Origin of the sequence: Micromonospora sp. WMMD1219, from assembly GCF_049315215.1 — a bacterium.
Classification (GTDB): Bacteria; Actinomycetota; Actinomycetes; order Mycobacteriales; family Micromonosporaceae; genus Micromonospora; species Micromonospora tulbaghiae.
This window is the reverse complement of the sequence record NZ_CP186057.1, coordinates 2,251,311-2,265,797: the sequence shown is the minus strand read 5'-3', so window position 1 is coordinate 2,265,797 and position 14,487 is coordinate 2,251,311. Positions and strand designations below refer to the sequence as shown.

14 protein-coding genes and 1 riboswitch are annotated in these 14,487 nt (G+C 74.6%); of the genes, 7 read left to right on the top strand and 7 right to left on the bottom strand.

Annotated elements, in window-relative coordinates:
- Positions 1 to 118 precede the first annotated feature (118 nt).
- A complete protein-coding gene (locus ACN27C_RS10825; protein WP_422751076.1) occupies positions 119 to 1,069 on the bottom strand; it encodes a PPK2 family polyphosphate kinase in 951 nt (316 codons plus the stop codon).
- Positions 1,070 to 1,266: 197 nt separating this feature from the next.
- Between ACN27C_RS10825 and sigJ the strand changes: the two genes are divergently transcribed.
- Positions 1,267 to 2,220 (top strand): RNA polymerase sigma factor SigJ, encoded by a 954-nt coding sequence (gene sigJ / locus ACN27C_RS10820; protein ID WP_393156445.1) that lies wholly within the window; start codon positions 1,267 to 1,269, stop codon positions 2,218 to 2,220.
- Between the two features lie 6 nt (positions 2,221 to 2,226).
- On the opposite strand, the gene ACN27C_RS10815 is transcribed toward sigJ, so the two are convergent.
- Positions 2,227 to 2,733 carry a DUF402 domain-containing protein gene (locus ACN27C_RS10815; RefSeq protein WP_013288837.1) on the bottom strand — a complete coding sequence of 169 codons (507 nt, stop codon included), beginning with the start codon at positions 2,731 to 2,733 and terminating at the stop codon, positions 2,227 to 2,229.
- A 124-nt stretch (positions 2,734 to 2,857) separates the two neighbouring features.
- Here ACN27C_RS10815 and ACN27C_RS10810 point away from each other — a divergent pair, with 124 nt between their 5' ends.
- Positions 2,858 to 4,999 carry an ATP-dependent DNA helicase gene (locus ACN27C_RS10810; RefSeq protein WP_422751075.1) on the top strand — a complete coding sequence of 714 codons (2,142 nt, stop codon included), beginning with the start codon at positions 2,858 to 2,860 and terminating at the stop codon, positions 4,997 to 4,999.
- A gap of 53 nt (positions 5,000 to 5,052) precedes the next feature.
- On the opposite strand, the gene ACN27C_RS10805 is transcribed toward ACN27C_RS10810, so the two are convergent.
- Positions 5,053 to 6,327 carry an AI-2E family transporter gene (locus ACN27C_RS10805; protein ID WP_308212722.1) on the bottom strand — a complete coding sequence of 425 codons (1,275 nt, stop codon included), beginning with the start codon at positions 6,325 to 6,327 and terminating at the stop codon, positions 5,053 to 5,055.
- Between the two features lie 172 nt (positions 6,328 to 6,499).
- On the opposite strand from ACN27C_RS10805, the gene ACN27C_RS10800 reads away from it, so the two are divergent.
- Positions 6,500 to 6,847 carry a GroES family chaperonin gene (locus ACN27C_RS10800; protein ID WP_120572899.1) on the top strand — a complete coding sequence of 116 codons (348 nt, stop codon included), beginning with the start codon at positions 6,500 to 6,502 and terminating at the stop codon, positions 6,845 to 6,847.
- A gap of 98 nt (positions 6,848 to 6,945) precedes the next feature.
- Entirely contained in the window at positions 6,946 to 7,113 is a 168-nt protein-coding gene (locus ACN27C_RS10795) for a hypothetical protein (protein WP_013288841.1), read from the top strand.
- 29 nt (positions 7,114 to 7,142) lie between these two features.
- Here the strand turns inward: ACN27C_RS10795 and ACN27C_RS10790 are convergent, their stop codons facing one another.
- Complete coding sequence (locus tag ACN27C_RS10790) at positions 7,143 to 8,708, bottom strand: PrsW family intramembrane metalloprotease (RefSeq protein ID WP_422751074.1); 1,566 nt, start codon at positions 8,706 to 8,708, stop codon at positions 7,143 to 7,145.
- A 23-nt stretch (positions 8,709 to 8,731) separates the two neighbouring features.
- Positions 8,732 to 8,854, top strand: a riboswitch (SAM riboswitch).
- Positions 8,855 to 8,899: 45 nt separating this feature from the next.
- On the opposite strand from ACN27C_RS10790, the gene ACN27C_RS10785 reads away from it, so the two are divergent.
- The gene (locus ACN27C_RS10785; RefSeq protein WP_422751073.1) at positions 8,900 to 10,162 is read left to right on the top strand and encodes an aminotransferase class V-fold PLP-dependent enzyme; all 1,263 of its coding nucleotides are present in this window, start codon (positions 8,900 to 8,902) and stop codon (positions 10,160 to 10,162) included.
- Positions 10,163 to 10,280: 118 nt separating this feature from the next.
- Here ACN27C_RS10785 and ACN27C_RS10780 read toward each other — a convergent pair whose 3' ends face one another.
- A complete protein-coding gene (locus ACN27C_RS10780) occupies positions 10,281 to 11,534 on the bottom strand; it encodes an FUSC family protein (RefSeq protein ID WP_422751072.1) in 1,254 nt (417 codons plus the stop codon).
- 69 nt (positions 11,535 to 11,603) lie between these two features.
- On the opposite strand from ACN27C_RS10780, the gene ACN27C_RS10775 reads away from it, so the two are divergent.
- Positions 11,604 to 12,239 (top strand): metal-dependent phosphohydrolase, encoded by a 636-nt coding sequence (locus tag ACN27C_RS10775; protein ID WP_357824884.1) that lies wholly within the window; start codon positions 11,604 to 11,606, stop codon positions 12,237 to 12,239.
- Here the strand turns inward: ACN27C_RS10775 and ACN27C_RS10770 are convergent.
- The gene (locus ACN27C_RS10770; RefSeq protein ID WP_422751071.1) at positions 12,165 to 12,497 is read right to left on the bottom strand and encodes a DUF4031 domain-containing protein; all 333 of its coding nucleotides are present in this window, start codon (positions 12,495 to 12,497) and stop codon (positions 12,165 to 12,167) included. The genes ACN27C_RS10775 and ACN27C_RS10770 overlap by 75 nt on opposite strands.
- A 33-nt stretch (positions 12,498 to 12,530) precedes the next feature.
- On the opposite strand from ACN27C_RS10770, the gene ACN27C_RS10765 reads away from it, so the two are divergent.
- Complete coding sequence (locus ACN27C_RS10765; protein WP_422751070.1) at positions 12,531 to 13,931, top strand: FAD-binding oxidoreductase; 1,401 nt, start codon at positions 12,531 to 12,533, stop codon at positions 13,929 to 13,931.
- Here the strand turns inward: ACN27C_RS10765 and ACN27C_RS10760 are convergent.
- Positions 13,928 to 14,425 carry a hypothetical protein gene (locus tag ACN27C_RS10760; RefSeq protein ID WP_120572894.1) on the bottom strand — a complete coding sequence of 166 codons (498 nt, stop codon included), beginning with the start codon at positions 14,423 to 14,425 and terminating at the stop codon, positions 13,928 to 13,930. The two genes, ACN27C_RS10765 and ACN27C_RS10760, sit on opposite strands and share 4 nt — an antisense overlap.
- Positions 14,426 to 14,487 lie beyond the last annotated feature (62 nt).

Genomic DNA, 14,487 nt, shown 5'->3' with positions numbered 1-14,487 from the left:
GGCCGTCGCCCCCCGGGCGTCTGCTCTGCGCATGCTAGGGACCGCGCCGAACCTACTTTCGATCGGCCCACCCCTGGTCAGGCCCGATTCACCGCTCGTTCACCTTCCGTTCACCTGATCACTCACGGCGCTGGCTCCGTAACCGGTCACGCTCCCGTTCGACGTCGAAATCGGCAGGCGGATACCCCAGATCCAACCCGTCGAACGTCTCCCGCAGCAGGTGGGCGACCGCCCAGTCCCGGTACCACTTGCGGTCCGCCGGCACCGCGAACCAGGGCGCGGCGTCCGTGCCACAACGCTCGAAGGCCTCGGCGTACGCGGCCTGATAGTCGTCCCAACGTGCCCGGGTGTCCAGATCGCTCGGGTTGTACTTCCAGAACTTCGCCGGGTCGGTGAGCCGCTCCATCAGCCGCTCGCCCTGCTCGTCGTACGAGATGTGCAGCATGACCTTCACCACTGTGACCGCCTGCTCGGCCAGTTCCCGCTCGAAGTCGTTGATGATCGCGTACCGGGATCGCCAGGTCGCCTCGTCGACCAGCCCTTCGACGCGGGCGATGAGCACGTCCTCGTAGTGCGAGCGGTTGAACACGCCCACGTACCCGGGTGGCGGCAGCGCCCGGCGTACCCGCCACAGGAAGTCGTGCCGCAACTCCTCCTCGGTGGGCGGTCCGAACGAGCGGATGTGCAGCCCGAGCGGGTTCATCGCGCCCGCCACCCGCTTGACCGTGCCGTCCTTGCCGCCGCAGTCCATCGCCTGGAGCACCAGCAGCACCCGGCGCGGCCGGTTCCCGTCCAGCCCGGCGTCCGCCTGGGCGGGCGCGCTGGTGGCGCCGCCCGGTCCGGCGGCGCTCTGCGCCGAGGCGTACAGCATCTCCTGCTGCCGCCCCAGTTCCGCGCCGATCAGCTCGACCTGGGCCCGCGCCCACTCCTTGCGCGTCGGCCCGCGCCCGGCCGCCGCCGGCAGCCCGGGCGTCGACCGGGGGTCGATCGCCGCCAGATCCACCGCCCCCGGCCCCACCCGAAGCAGTTCCCGCATACGCCCGCCCTCGGGCCCCACCACCTCACTCATCCCCCGATCCTCACCCCCAGAGCCCTTCCCCGCTCGCTCCGCGACCCCGCCTCGGCCCGCCGATCTTGCAGTTGCGGCCTCCGGCACGCGCGGAAAGCACCTTTTGCCGGGGCGGCAAGTGCAAGATCAGCGAGCCCGGGTGGGGGCGCGCGGCGGGCGGGGCGGTGGGGTGGGGGGTGGGGCGGGAGAATGGGTGGGTGGAGGAGCTTGCGGGGGAGTTCGAGGCGGAACGAGGACGTCTCCTGGCCGTCGCGCAGCGGATGCTCGGCAGCCGCAGCGAGGCCGAGGACGCGGTGCAGGAGACCTGGCTGCGTTTCTCCGGCGCGCTGAGCGACCCGGAGGAGCGCGCCCGCGTACGCGATGTGCGGGGCTGGCTCATCACCACCTGCTCCCGGATCTGCCTGGACGTGCTCCGCTCCGCCCGGGTGCGCCGGGAGGCGTACCCCGGTCAGTGGCTCCCCGAGCCGATGGTGACAGCGGTGCCGGCGGCGGACGGGTTCGCCCCCGACCCGGCCGAGCGGGCGGTACGGGCCGACCAGCTCGGCACCGCGCTGCTGGTGGTGCTGGAACGGCTGACGCCCGAGCAGCGGGTCGCGTTCGTGCTGCACGACGTGTTCGCGGTGCCGTTCTCCGACGTGGCGGACGTGCTCGCGGTGACGCCGGAGGCGGCGCGTCAGCTGGCGTCACGCGCCCGCCGGGCGGTGCACGGGCCGGACGCGCCACGGCACAGCGCCGACCTCGCCGAGCAGCGGCGGGTGCTCGCCGCGTTCGCCGCCGCGGTGGAGTCGGGTGAGCTGGAGCAGCTGGTCCGCGTGCTCGCCCCGGACGTGGTGTCGATCGGCGACGCCGGCGGTCACTTCCCGGCCGGACGTCGGCCGGTGGTGGGCGTCGACTCGGTCGCCCGCCTGCTCCTCGGCCTGTACGGCCAGGCCCGGCAGCGGGGTGGCCTGCGCGGCCGGCCGGTGCTGGTGGACGGGACGCTGGGATGGCAGTCGGAGTTCTTCCACCGCGACGGTCGGCCCATCCGCATGGTCACCTCGTTCGCGGTCCACGAGGGGCGGGTCACCGGCGTGTTCAACCAGCTCAATCCGGCCAAGGTGAGCGACCTGCCGCCGCTGGGGCCGGACGCCGTCTGGCCGCCGCGCTGGTGAGCCGGCTCAGACCACCAGCGCCAGCCACTTCCGGTACGACGTGGCGAACGGCTCGGTGCCGTCGCCGAGCGCGCCGAGCAGCCAGCGGGACGCGGCCTCGGCCTCGGTGACCACGTCGTCCGGGTAGCCCCAGCGGGCCCGGTGCACGGCGAACTCGTCCTCGTCGCGCAGCTCGACCAGGCCGGTCTCGCGGCGGCGCACCACGTCCAGGTCGAGGTCGATCAGGTGGACCGTCTCCTCGCCCTCCCAGCGGGCCGGGGTGGCGATGTCGCAGTAGACCTCGCTGGTGCGCGGCGGCGGGTTGAACATGCCGGTCCACCAGCCGTGGTGCGGCACCAGCAGGACGAACGGGATCTGCTCGACGGACGGGCGGCCGTGGTAGACGGATTCGGTGCCGGCGGGCACGCCGAGCCAGACGCCGAGGTCGTCCTCGGCGAGCCGGCGGGCCGGGTAGTCGCGGTGGGCGCTGCCGTCGTACTTGCGGTAGATCACGCGGACCACGTCGCTCGGCATGCCTGGCACCCTAACCGATTCCGGCCACGCCACGCGATCGGGAGGTAACCGGACGCGACCCGCCGTCCCGCCACGCCGCCGGAGTGGCCGGACCCCCGTCGGTGCCGGCGGGTACGGTCGCACGGTGACCCCGTCCCGCACCGCCACCGGCCCGGCCGTCCCGAAGAAGCGCCGGAGCAACCGACCCGGTGCCGGGGAGTTGCTGACCGCCGCGGTGGGCGCGGTTCCCGGCGGCGCGGCCCGGCCGGGTCAGCAGCAGATGGCCGAGGCGATCGAGCGCAGCATCGGCTCCGGCGAGCACCTGCTGGTGCAGGCCGGCACCGGCACCGGCAAGTCCCTGGCCTACCTCGCTCCGGCGCTCACAGTGGACGGGCCGGTGGTGGTGTCCACCGCCACGCTGGCGTTGCAGTCCCAGCTCGTCGAGCACGACCTGCCGAGGCTGGCCGACGCGGTCGAGCCGGTGCTGGGCCGCCGTCCCACCTTCGCCGTACTGAAGGGCCGCCACCACTATCTCTGCCTGGCCCGGCTGGACAGCTCGGTCGAGGACGAGCCGGACGACGCGCTGTTCGACGCGCCCCGCTCCGGCAACGGGGGCACCAAATGGCTCGGCGAGGCGGGCCGCCTGGGCAAGCAGGTGCAGCGGCTGCGCGACTGGGCCGAGGAGACCGCCACCGGCGACCGGGACGAGCTGGATCCGGGCGTGGACGAGCAGGTGTGGCGCAGCGTCTCGATGCCAGCCCGGGAGTGTGTCGGCGCGAGCCGCTGCCCGTTCGGCCAGGAGTGCTTCGCGGAGGCGTCCCGGGCCCGCGCCCGCGAGGCCGACATCGTGGTCACCAACCACAGCCTGCTCGCAGTCGACATGCTCGCCGGGCGGCACATCGTGCCGCCGCACAAGCTGCTCGTGGTGGACGAGGCACACGAGCTGGCCGACCGCGTCTCGTCGGCCGCCCAGGCGGAACTGGTGCCGGAGCTGATCGACAGGTCCACCCGGCGGGCCCGGCCGCTGCTGCGCCCCGACGTGGCCGAGCGGCTCACCGAGGCCGGTGACGCGCTCGCCGTGGGGCTGGCCGAGGCGCCGGCCGGGCGGCTCACCGCCGGTCTGCCGCCCGCGCTGCGCGAGGCGTGCACGCTGCTGGACTCGGCGACCCGGGCCGCCCTGGAGGCGATCGGCGACGTGAAGGCCGACGACCCCGACCCGGTACGCAAGCAGCAGGCCAAGGCGGTGCTGGACGAGCTGTCCACCACCGCCCAGCGGCTGCTGGAGGAGGCCGACCACGACGTCGCCTGGGTCGAGAAGCCGGACAACGGCAGTCGCCGGGCGCTCGTGGTGGCGCCGCTGTCCGTGGCGGGCACGCTCGCCACCCACCTGTACGACGAGCGCACGGTGGTCGCCACCTCGGCCACGCTGGCGCTGGGCGGCCGCTTCGACACGGTGGCCCGGGCACTGGGGCTGGACGCGCCGCCGCCCGCCCCGCCGTCCCCGGCCGCCGCGGCGATCGCCACCGCTGCCGCCGCGGGCCGCTCCCCGGTCACGCCGGTGGCCGCCACCGAGGGCAGCCGGGCGGCGATCGGCACCGTACCGGCGACCGAGGGGCCGGGCTGGAGCTCGCTCGACGTCGGCTCGCCGTTCGACTACGCCCGGCAGGGCATCCTGTACGTGGCCGCGCACCTGCCCCGTCCCAGCGTCTCCGGGCTGCCCGGGCCGGCCGGTGAGGAACTGCTGGCGCTGGTCGAGGCGCTCGGTGGTCGTACCCTCGGGCTCTTCTCGTCGCGACGGGCCGCGCAGCAGGCGGCGGAGCTGGTCCGCGCGCGGACCGACCTGCCGGTGCTGCTCCAGGGCGAGGAGGCGCTGCCGCTGCTGGTGCGCCGGTTCCGCGAGGTACGGGAGAGCTGCCTGTTCGGGGTGATGTCGCTCTGGCAGGGGGTGGACGTGCCGGGCGACGCCTGCCAGCTCGTGGTGATCGACAGGTTGCCCTTCCCCCGCCCGGACGAGCCGCTCGCGGCGGCGCGGGCGGCGGCGGTGGATGCCGGCGGCGGCTCGGGTTTCGCGGCGGTGAGCGTGCCGATCGCCGCGGTCCGGCTGGCCCAGGGCGTCGGCCGGCTGATCCGGGCCACCGGCGACCGGGGCGTGGTCGCGGTGCTCGACTCGCGGCTGGAGACGGCCCGCGGGTACGGCCCGTTCCTGCGCCGTTCGCTGCCGCCGTTCTGGTACACCACCCGCCCGGAGGTGGCCCGGGGCGCGCTGGAACGGCTCGCCAAGAGCTGACGCCCGCGCCTCCCCGGCCGGGGTGACGCGGGCGTCGGTGGATCTGTCGCCGGTCAGGGCGCCTGGGAGGCGACCACCACCGCGTCCGGTGGGGTGTCCGGCACGGTACGCGCGGCGAGCCGCCGGACCGCGGTGTTGACCACGGCGATCAGCGGCACCGCGACGAGCGCGCCGGCGATGCCGGCGAGCACCACGCCGGCGGCGATGCCGATGATCACGGCGAGCGGGTGGATGGCCACCGCGCGGCCCATGATCAGCGGCTGGAGCACGTGGCCCTCGACCTGCTGCACGCCGACCACCGCACCGAGGATGATCAGGGCGGTCACCGGGCCGCTGTCGACGAGCGCGACCAGCACGGCCACCACGCCGGACAGGAACGCACCGACGATCGGGATGAACGCGCCCAGGAAGACCAGCGCGGCCAGCGGGAACGCGAACGGGATGTCGAACAGCACCAGGAAGATGCCGATGCCGACCGCGTCGATGAAGGCGACGAGGACGGTGGCCCGCACGTACGCGCCGAGGGTCGCCCAGGACGCGCGACCGGCGTCGTCGACCTTCCAGCGGGCCGCGACCGGCAGCAGCCGGACCAGGAACCGCCAGATGGAGTTGCCGTCGCGCAGGAAGAAGAACGTGGCGAACAGCACGAGCACGGTGCCGGTGAGCACCTCGGCGAGCGTGGCGGCGGTGCTGAGCGCACCGCTGGTGAACCGCTCGGTGTTGCCGTTGATCCAGTTCTGCGCCTCGTTGATGTAGCGGTCGAGCTGGCTGTCGGACAGGTGCAGCGGGCCGGTCTTGAACCAGTCCTGGATCTGCCGGATGCCCTCCGAGGACTTCTCGCTCAGCTCCGGTACGCCCTTGATGAACTCGTTGACCACCAGCGTCAGCGTGCCGACCACTGCGGCCAGGCCGCCGACGAGCACCACACCGGTGGCGAGCGAGCGGGGCAGGCGGGCCCGGAGCAGCCAGCCGACCGCCGGGGCGAGCAGCGCGGAGAGCAGGAGCGCGACGGTCAGCGGGATGATCACGATGCTGATCGTGCCGATGATCTTGATGAGCGCCCAGGTCACGATGCCGATCACGATCAGCCGCCAGCACCACGCGGCGGTGATCCGCAGCGCGTGCGGCACCTCCGTGTCGTCCCGGCTCACAGTCGAGGAGTGCAACGCGGCCGGCGACCCGGCGCCCACGACCATCGCCTCCGGCGGGGCGGTCGGCCCCGGCGTGGCGGGCGAGGCCACTCCCGCGTCCTCCGCCTCCGCGGTGGCCCGCCGGGTCCGGGCCGTCTCCCGGCCCGACTCGTACGCGCGGCGGAGCCGCCCGCGCATCCGCTCGAAGCGGCTCAAGCGCACCTCCGGCAAAATCAGCCCCACCAGATCGCAGGGGGCACAGGATACGTCCGTACGCCCCACCCTAGGGCGACTCGGCCACACATTGCCCGCCCTGCGCACTCGCCAACCACACCGGAATCGACCGACGGCCACGCGGTAGCGTCTTCGCGTGACCGCCGACCAGAGTCTCGACGCCGGGCTGCCGATCCGTCTGCTGCACGACCGCGTGCTGGTGCGTACCGAGGGTGGCGAGGGGGAACGCCGCTCCACCGCCGGCATCGTGATCCCCGCGACGGCAGCCGTGGGCAAGCGGCTGGCCTGGGCCACAGCGGTCGGCGTCGGGCCGAACGTCCGCGCGATAGTGGCCGGCGACCGGGTGCTGTTCGACCCGGACGACCGCTCCGAGGTCGAGTTGCACGGGCGGGCGTACGTGCTGCTGCGCGAGCGGGACGTGCACGCCGTGGCGGCCGAGCGGGTGGAGACCACCGCCGCCGGCTCCACCGGCCTCTACCTGTAGCTCTCCCCCTCCGACGCCGCTCGCTGCGCGGCGGTGCTGTTTGCGGCGCTGCCCGGCGGGAAGCCCAGGCACCTCAGCGCGCCCTGGGGAGGGACACCATGCCGGTAGTGATCAAGAAGATCCTCGCCTGGGGATTCCTCGCGTTCCTGATCTACTTCATGGCGTTCCGGCCGGACGGGGCGGCGCAGGTGTTCAAGGGCATCGGCGGCGCGCTGATGGCCATCGCCCAGGGGCTCGGCGACTTCCTGACCGGCCTGATGAGCTGACCGGCGCCGCCGACGGGCCGAACGGCCTCTCAGCGCCCGGGATGCCAGGGCGCGCCCGGGTCGTGCCGGCCGCCCGGTCCGTGGCCGGCACCCGGGCCGTAGCCGTGACCGGAAGCCGGACCGTGCCCGGCGGCCGGGCCGTGCCAGCCCGGGCCGTAGCCGCTGGGGCCGTAGCCGCCGTGCGGGAAGGCGGGCGGCTGGGCCAGCACCACCGGGATCGGCACCACCGGGTCGTCCGGCGCCTCCACCGGGCGCTGCGAACCGTCCGGGAACCGCAGGTGGTAGCGCTGACCGTCCCAGACCCCGACCGGCGCCTGCGGGTCACGACCGACGAAGAACGACCGGTACGCGGTGATCGCGTCCAGCAGCTCCCGTTCCTCCCGCGCCGTCCGCTCCCGCTCCTCCGGCTTGCGGTCCAGCCCTCGGCGCATCCCGTCGCGCAGCAGCGCCAGGCGGGTCGCGGCGAACTGGTAGCCGCGCATCGCGCGTACCCCGCCGTCACCGGCGACCCGGCGCGCCCACGTACGCGCCGCGTGCCGGCGGCCCAGGCTGCCCAGCGCCGCCACCTCGGGCGGAGTGAGCCAGCCCGCGCGGACGTAGTCCGGCAACGTGCGCTCGGTCAGCCGGCCCTCCCAGGCGCGCAGCCAGACCGCCAGCCCGACCATCGCGAAGAAGATCGGCACCATCACACCGATGTAGCCGTAGAGCACGATCACGGTCTCGCCGGTGGCCTGGGCCAGCGAGGGCAGCAGGTTCCAGGTGCCGTGCAGGATCATCGCCAGCAGCAGCCCGGCGAGCGGCGCGAGCACCCGCACCCGCCGGTCGGCGGTACGCGCGGCGACACCCAGCCCGACGCCGGTCATCGACGTGAACAGCGGGTGGGCGAAGCCGAACAGCAGGATCCGGACGATGAAGATCGCGATCACCTGCTGCGCGCCGGTGGCCGGACCGTACTCGTCGGCGCCCGCGCGGTAGCCGTGCCCGCCCAGATAGAGGATGTTCTCCACCATGGCGAAGCCGACCGCGGAGAGCCCGCAGTAGACCAGGCCGTCGGTGATGCCGGAGAACTCCCGCCGCCGGAAGATCAGCACCAGGAGCGGACCGGCCGCCTTGGTCAGCTCCTCGATGAACGGCGCGACCAGCACCGCGGTCAGCGCGACCGGCAGCCCCCGGTCTTCGAACAGCCCCGCGCTGGCCGTGTTCACCAGCAGCGAGATGGCGGTGGAGACGAAGGCGCCCCAGGCGAAGCAGAAGATCAGGTACTTGAGCGGCTCCGGCTCGTAACGGTCGAGCCAGAGGAAGCAGAAGACCAGCACCGGCACCGGCAGGATCGCCGCGATCACGCCGATCAGCAGCGCCTCGGCGCCCAGGCTCTCGCCGAGCGTGAACACCATGAACAGCGCACCGGCCGCGATCAGCAGCACCACGCCGGCCAGCACCAGGAAGCGCCGCCAGCCGAGCCGGCGCAGCGGCATCCGGGGCGCCGGCGCCCCCGGCGGGGCGGCGGGCGCGTGCGGTGGCGGCGGAGCTGCGCCGGGCGGGGTGTCGGCCATGCGGTCAGCGTAGTCACCCACGACCCACTGGTCCGGTCGCATCGTGAGGGCTATGCTCCCGGACAGGTCACGAGCGCCAGCGTCAAGCCCCGGCTTGCTGGCCGGCAACCCTCGTCGAGGTTCGCGGTGGGGTGCCCCGGGTGATGACCGGGCCCGGTGCCGCTCCGCGCGCCGGGCAAGCGCGGACCCCGTCCCGGCACCCCTGGGGTCCCTGTGACCCGGGAGGCTCCGGCATGACCGTCACCCTCGTACCCTCGCTGCCCGTGCTGCCCGCGCCGGTCCGGCCCGACCCGCTCGGCGTGCTCGGCGTACCGGGGGAGATCAACCTGGACCACGCCGCCAGCGCGCCGTGCGCGCGGGCCGCGGCCGACGCGGTGGCCGAGCTTCTGCCCTGGTACGCGAGTGTGCACCGCGGCGCGGGCGCGCTGTCGCGGCGCTGCACGCTCGCCTACGAGCGGGCCCGGCAGACGGTCGGCGACTTCCTGGGCACCCGCCCCGACGATCACGTGATCTTCACGCGGAACACCACCGACGCGCTGAACCTGCTGGCCCGGGCGCTGCCCGCCGGCACCACCGTGATCACGTTCGGTGGCGAGCACCACGCCAACCTGCTGCCCTGGCCGCGCGGCTCGGTACGGCTGCCGGTGCCGGACAGCCCGGCCGGCGCGGTCCGCTCCCTCGCGGCGGCGCTCGGCGAACTCGCCCGCGACGCCCGGCCCGGCCTGCCCGTGCTGGTCGCGGTCACCGGCGCCGGCAACGTCACCGGCGAGTGCTGGCCGGTCGCCGAGCTGGCCCGGGTGGCGCACCGGTACGGCGCCCGCATCCTGGTCGACGCCGCGCAGCTCGCCCCGCACGCCCCGGTAGACCTGACCGCGCTCGACGTGGACTACGTGGCCCTGTCCGGGCACAAGCTGTACGCCCCGTTCGGCGCGGGCGTGCTGGCCGGGCGCGCGGACTGGCTGGACGCGGCGCCGCCGTACCTGGCCGGAGGCGGCGCCACCAGCCACGTCGGCGCCGCGACGCACGAGGTGCGCTGGACGACCGGCCCGGCCCGGCACGAGGCCGGCACGCCGAACCTGCTCGGCGCGGTGGCGCTCGCCGCCGTGTGTGAGGCGCTCGGCGCGGCCGACCGGGACGCGCTGCACGCCCGGGAACAGGCGCTGCTGGCCCGGCTGCGTACCGGGCTGGCCGCGCTGCCGGACGTGGTGGAGCTGCGCGTGTTCTCCCCCGAAGCGCCCCGGGTGGGCATCGTCAGCTTCGTGGTCGCCGGGCGGGACTCCGCCGAGGTGGCCGCCCATCTGGCGAGCCGGCACCGGATCGGGGTACGCGACGGCCTGTTCTGTGCGCACCCGCTGACCCGGCGCCTGCTGGCCGAGGCCGCCGCCCGTACCGGCCGCACCGACCTACCCCCGACCGCCCTACGAGCCAGCCTCGGCCTCGGCACCACGCAGGCGCAGGTGGACACCCTCCTGACCGCCCTGACCCACCTCCCCTAGCCCCTCCCACCCACCAGCCGCGCCCCACCCCGTCGATCATGAAGTTGACCGTCTCGGAAAGCGCTCTCCCTCCCGTCAACTTCATGATCACCGCGCAGGAGCCCAGGGGCGGAACGGGTCAGCCGACGGGTGGGGCTGTGGGCGGGTGGGCGGCGGGGTTGCGGGCTGCGGGTTCGCCCTGGCGGTTCTCGCCGAACGCCTGCCGTACCAGCCGGTTCGCCTCATCCTGCTCGATCCCGGAGGCCACCAACAGGTCGCTCGCCGTGGTACGCACCTGGGCGATCACCACGCTGCCGGAGAAGCCGACCCCCTCCGCGTACGCCCGGCCGGCCTCGCTCACCGCGCGCAGCGACCGTTCGCGGGCCTCCTCCGGCTCCTGTCCGGCGGCGAACTCCTGCCGGAGCAGGCGTACCGACTCGGCCAGGTGACCGATCGCGTCCGGCATCGGCTCGGGGACCGGCTCGGCGTCCTCGATCATGGTGACGGCGCGGCGGATCAGCGTGCCGCTGTTGCGCATGGCCCGGTCGATCGGTTCGGCCGCCTCGGCGTAGTGGGTCAGCTCGCTGCGCCGGTGCCAGCGAGCGGGTGACAGCGTGCTCGTCTCCTTGGCGCCCTCGATCGCCTCGGAGAGCGCGGCCAGTTCCTCCTTGTTCTCGCGCAGCCGGAACAGCGCCCGCTGGGCCGCCTCCCGGTCCCGGTCGCGTGCCGCGCCGGCGCAGGCGTCGAGCTGGTCGGCGAGCAGGTCCAGCGCCGGCCGGGCGGCCCGGTTGATCACCCGCAGCGGGTTGAGCGGCAGCAGGATGGCGGTGACCAGCAGCGCGATGCCGCCGCCGAGGAACGCGTCGATGAAGCGGGGGAACTCCAGGTTCTCCGTGGACGGGCTGAGCGTCACGATCAGCACCGCGGTGGCGGCGGCCTGGATGACGATCGCGACGCTCGCCCCGGCGAAGATGCTCAGCAGGATCGCCGAGGTCACCACCAGCGCGAGCTGCCACGCGCCGGTGCCGACGAAGTAGATGAGCGCGTCGCCGACGAGCACGCCCACTGCCACCCCGACGATCAGTTCGACGGTGCGCCGGAACCGCTGCCCGACCGAGGCGGCGAGCGTGCCGACAGCGGAGATCGGGGCGAAGACCGGCTGGGGGTTCTTCAGCACCCGGTGCGCGATCAGGTACGCCAGGCCGGCGGCGAGCCCCGCCTGCACCGCCAGGCCGAACGCGGTACGGACCCGGTGCAGCCGGTCGTGCAGTGTGGCCTTGCTGCGGTGCCGCAGTTCCTCCATCGCGGAGGCGATCCGCTGGCCGTCACGGTCGCCCGGGCCGTCATGCTGATCGCCGCGACGAAGGAACGGCAGTCGTCGGTCCCGGGCCATGGCGGGTACTACCCGCGACGTACCCGCTGAATCCCCGGTCCGGTCGCGGAGTGGGGCAGACTGCACCCGGTGGACGATCTGACGGCACGGTGGCGGGAGACGGCACGGGCTGCGGGCGCGACCGATCCGGCGGGAGTCGACCGGGCCGGTGCCCGGCTGCTGGCGGGCTGGCGGGAGCCGCACCGGCGCTACCACGACGAGGCGCACCTGCGGGCGGTGCTCGACGTGGTCGACGCGTACGCCGGTCTGGCCCGCCACCCCGACGTGGTCCGGCTGGCGGCGTGGTGCCACGACGCGGTCTACGACCCGCGCGCGGCGGGCGACGCCAACGAGAGGGCCAGCGCCGACCTAGCCGGCGAGCTGCTGGCCGCCGCCGGGCTCCCGGCCGCGACGGTGACCGGGGTACGCCGCCTGGTGCTGCTCACCGCCGGCCACGTGGTCGGGCCGGACGACCCGGACGGCGCGTTGCTCTGCGACGCGGACCTGGCGGTGCTCGCCGCCCCGGCGGAGCGGTACGACAGGTACGCCGCCGCGATCCGCGCCGAGTACGCGCACGTGCCCGAACCGGACTTCCGCACCGGCCGGGCCGCGGTGCTGCGGCACCTGCTCGCCCTGCCGGCGCTGTACCGCCTACCCGAGCCGCACGCCCGCTGGGAGGCCCGGGCGCGGGTCAACCTGTCCCGGGAGCTGGCCGCGCTCGCCTGAGACGCGGTGCTTCGGTCGGCGCAGGCCGGCGTCACGCAGCAGCCGGACGATCTCCCGCGAGGGCACGACCGTGGCGCCGAGCCACACCGCCGCCCGGAACCGCTCGGCGGGCACGTCGTAGTGGTCCCGGTCGAAGCCGCGCCGGGGCACACCGAGCATCTCGGCGAACGCGTGCAGCTCGGCGTACGAGACGTCGCTGATCAGGTGCGACCAGAGCCGGCCGCGCCAGGGCACGGCGGGCGGGTCCAGGTAGAGCACGGCAACAGACGGTACGCCGGTAGCCTTCCCGGCATGGCCGCCCATCCCCTCCTCGACGACCTGCGGGCCGCGCTCGGCGACGCCGCCGTGCTGACCGACCCGGACCTGCTGGCCGGGCACGAGCGCGACGAGGCCGACCTGTGCGACTCGGGCACGCCGCTGGTGGTGGTGCGTCCCCGTGACACCGACGAGGTGGTGGCGGTGGTCCGGGCGGCCGGGCGGCACGGCGTACCGGTGGTGCCGCAGGGTGCGCGGACCGGGCTGGCCGGCGCGGCGAACGCGGTCGCTGGCGCGGTGGTGGTGAGCACCGTGGCGATGGACGCGGTGCGGGAGATCGACCCGGTCGGCCGGATCGCTGTGGTGCAGCCGGGCGTGGTGAACGCGGCGCTGGCCCGCGCGGTACGGGAGCACGGCCTCTGGTATCCGCCGGATCCCGGCTCCTGGGAGTCGTCCACCATCGGCGGCAACGTGGCCACCAACGCCGGCGGCATGTGCTGCGTGAAGTACGGCGTGACCAGCGAGTACGTGCTGGGCCTGGAGGTGGTGCTCGCCTCCGGCGAGGTGCTGCGCACCGGACGGCGTACCGCCAAGGGGGTCGCCGGGTACGACCTGACCCGCCTGTTCGTGGGTTCGGAGGGCACGCTCGGCGTGATCACCGAGGTGACTGTGGCGTTGCGCCCGGCCCCGGAGGAGTCACTGACCCTGGTCGCGGTCTTCCCCACCGTGGCGACGGCCGGCGGCGCGGTCGCCGGGATCGCCGAGCGCGGGCTCACCCCGAGCCTGCTGGAACTGCTGGACCGGACGCATCTGCGGGCGATCGAGGCGTACCGGCCGATGGGTCTGCGCACCGACGCCGAGGCGCTGCTGCTCGCGGCGGTGGACACCGGCGTGCGGGCCGCCGACGACCTGGCCCGGCTGGCCGAGGTGTGCACGGCGGCGGGCGCCGACGAGGTCTACGCGGCCACCGACGCGACCGAGGCCGCGGCCCTGCTCCAGGCGCGGCGACTGGCCCACCCGGCGATGGAGCGATTCGCGGCCGAGACGTTCCCGGGCGGCAACGGCGGCCTGGTCATCGACGACGTGGCGGTGCCGCGCGGCCGGCTGGCGGAGCTGCTGGACGGGATGGCCCGGATCGCGGAGGCGTGCCAGGTGCCGATCGGGGTGGTCGGCCACGCGGGCGACGGCAACATGCACCCCAACATCGTGGTCGACCGGGCCGATCCGGCGAGCCTGGCCCGGGGGCGGCGGGCCTTCGACGAGATCATGCGGCTGGGGCTGGAACTGGGCGGCACCTGCACCGGTGAGCACGGCGTCGGCCTGCTGAAGCGGGACTGGCTGGCCCGCGAGATCGGCCCGGTGGGCGTACGCGTGCACCAGGCGATCAAGGCGGCGCTGGATCCGGCGGGGCTGCTCAACCCCGGCAAGGTGTTCTAGCCCTTGTCCTCGGCCGGTGTGGCCTGGGTGACGAGCAGCAGCACGTCGTAGGCCACCTTCGGCTTCGGCTCGCCCGGGCAGTCCTGGATGGTGACGGTCAGGTCCGGCGGCACGAGCAGCGTCGAGGTCAGCACGCCGATGCAGCCCTGCTTGTAGCCGCGGGCCTGGTCGGTCTCCTTTGCGATCGCCGGGTCCGCGAGCATCCGCTGGAGCCGCTTGGTCTGCTCCGGGCTCAGCGTGCCGGTGGCGTCCACGCCGTCACCGGCGCAGTCGCGGCACTGCCAGCGACCCGACGGGTCGACCTCCAGGTTGCGGACCGGGCCGTCGCCGAGCCGCTGCACCAGGGAGACGCGCCTGCCGTCCGGTGTCGGACTGGCCGTGCCCGCCGCCCCGGGTGTGGTGGCGCCCTCCGCCCGGCCGAAGGAGCAGCCGGTCAGAGCCAGCAGGACCACGACGCACAGGGCGGGGACGCGCAACCAGGATGGGCGAACCACGCCGGGAAACCTACACTTCCGTAGGTAGCGCGCACTACCGGCCGAGCGGCCCGGGTCGGGGA

What these genes read in the sequence shown, in the direction of transcription:
- ACN27C_RS10825 (WP_422751076.1), bottom strand. Translation starts at nt 1,069, where the DNA reads ATGAGTGAGGTGGTGGGGCCCGAGGGCGGGCGTATGCGGGAACTGCTT.
- ACN27C_RS10815 (WP_013288837.1), bottom strand. Translation starts at nt 2,733, where the DNA reads ATGCCGAGCGACGTGGTCCGCGTGATCTACCGCAAGTACGACGGCAGC.
- ACN27C_RS10805 (WP_308212722.1), bottom strand. Translation starts at nt 6,327, where the DNA reads ATGCGCGGGCGGCTCCGCCGCGCGTACGAGTCGGGCCGGGAGACGGCC.
- ACN27C_RS10795 (WP_013288841.1), top strand. Translation starts at nt 6,946, where the DNA reads ATGCCGGTAGTGATCAAGAAGATCCTCGCCTGGGGATTCCTCGCGTTC.
- ACN27C_RS10790 (WP_422751074.1), bottom strand. Translation starts at nt 8,708, where the DNA reads ATGCGACCGGACCAGTGGGTCGTGGGTGACTACGCTGACCGCATGGCC.
- ACN27C_RS10785 (WP_422751073.1), top strand. Translation starts at nt 8,900, where the DNA reads ATGACCGTCACCCTCGTACCCTCGCTGCCCGTGCTGCCCGCGCCGGTC.
- ACN27C_RS10780 (WP_422751072.1), bottom strand. Translation starts at nt 11,534, where the DNA reads ATGGCCCGGGACCGACGACTGCCGTTCCTTCGTCGCGGCGATCAGCAT.
- ACN27C_RS10765 (WP_422751070.1), top strand. Translation starts at nt 12,531, where the DNA reads ATGGCCGCCCATCCCCTCCTCGACGACCTGCGGGCCGCGCTCGGCGAC.